The following is a 1,661-nucleotide window of genomic DNA, read 5'->3' on the forward strand; positions in this document are numbered from 1 at the left end:
TGAGGTAAGCGATGGAAAACTGACAGATTCGGCTACTGTAGCTGTAAACGTTGTCAATCATAATCAGGCCCCTGTGATAAATTCCATTCCTGATGTTACTGTTGAAGCTGGAAAAAGCCTTACCTTTACAGTAAGCGCTTCGGATGCAGACGGAGACAGTCTCGCATACTCTGCTTCAGGCATTCCCACAGGTGCTACTTTTGACAGCAAATCGGGGGTTTTTAGCTGGACTCCGGTTGCCGGACAGGAAGGGACGTACAGCTTAACCTTTGAGGTAAGCGATGGAGAACTACAGGATTCGGCTACAGCAGCTATAAGCGTTGTAAAACAGGAAAACTCCTCGTCCACAGCAGAAGAGGTCTACAACAACCGCCTGCGCGAAGCGTCTCCTAACACAGTCTATAAGAGTTCGTCCTTTATTGACATAGGCGGGATGAGTACTGGCAGATACAGGGATGCAATGTGGTTTGACCTGAGCGAGTACACCGGATCGACTGACGTTAGTGATGCAGCCCTTTCTCTCTACTGGTATTATCCGGCAGGAAGCTCAAGACCAGCAGATACTGTGATTGAGGTTTACAGGCCTGCTTCTACCTGGGACCCAGATTACGTGAGCTGGAATAAGAGAAACATTGGTATTGCATGGAAAAATCCAGGAGGAGACTGGTACGATAAAAACGGTGTTTTGCAGGGAAGCATGCCCTATGCAACAATGACTATTAAGGGCAGTACCCTGCCTGACAACAGGTACTATGAGCTTGATGTAACCGATCTCGTAAAGGAGTACACCAGTGGAAAGTACGAAAATACCGGGTTTCTGATAAAAGCAAAAACTGAAAGCAACAATTATATCGCATTCTACAGCAGTGACTGCGGAATTGAAAGTAAGGAGCCAGAGCTTAACATAACACAGAAAGCACCTGTAGTGACTGAACCTGTAGTGACTGTAAATGTAACTGTTACTGGCGCAACGGATAACCGCATGCGTGAGGCTGCCCCTGAAACCGTTTTCCAGGAAACTTCCTTTATCGATGTTGGTGGACTGAGTACTGGCAGGTATAGGGATGCAATGTGGTTTAACCTGAGCGAGTACACAGGTTCTACCGAAGTTAGTAATGCGGCTCTTTCTCTCTTCTGGTATTATCCGGCAGGAAACTCAAGACCAGCAGATACTGTGATTGAGGTTTACAGGCCTGCTGATTCATGGAATCCTGACTATGTGAGCTGGAATAAGAGAAACATTGGTATTGCATGGAAAAATCCAGGAGGAGACTGGTACGATAAAAACGGTGTTTTGCAGGGCAGTACTCCATATGCAACAATGACTATTAAGGGCAGTACCCTGCCTGACAACAGATACTATGAACTGAACGTAACCGAGCTCGTAAAAGAGTACACCAGTGGAAAATATGAGAATACCGGTTTTTTGATAAAAGCAAAAACTGAAAGCAACAATTATATTGCATTCTACAGCAGTGACTGCGGAATTGAAAGTAAGGAGCCAGAGCTTAACATAACAAAGAAAGCACCTGCAGTGACTGAACCTGTAGTGACTGTAAATGTAACTGTTACTGGCGCAACGGATAACCGCCTGCGTGAAGCTTCTTCTAATACAGTCTATAAGCTGTCTCTTATACACATCTCCGAGCCCACGAGACGTA

General features: G+C 45.6%; 1 protein-coding gene. It reads left to right on the forward strand.

Features of this window, described 5'->3' with window-relative positions; all coding sequences use genetic code 11:
• Positions 1 to 1,661: disaggregatase related repeat-containing protein (locus EO92_RS12160; RefSeq protein ID WP_156165815.1), on the forward strand; the 1,661-nt coding region annotated here is incomplete at both ends.

The organism is Methanosarcina sp. 2.H.A.1B.4, assembly GCF_000979385.1.
Lineage (GTDB): Archaea > Halobacteriota > Methanosarcinia > Methanosarcinales > Methanosarcinaceae > Methanosarcina.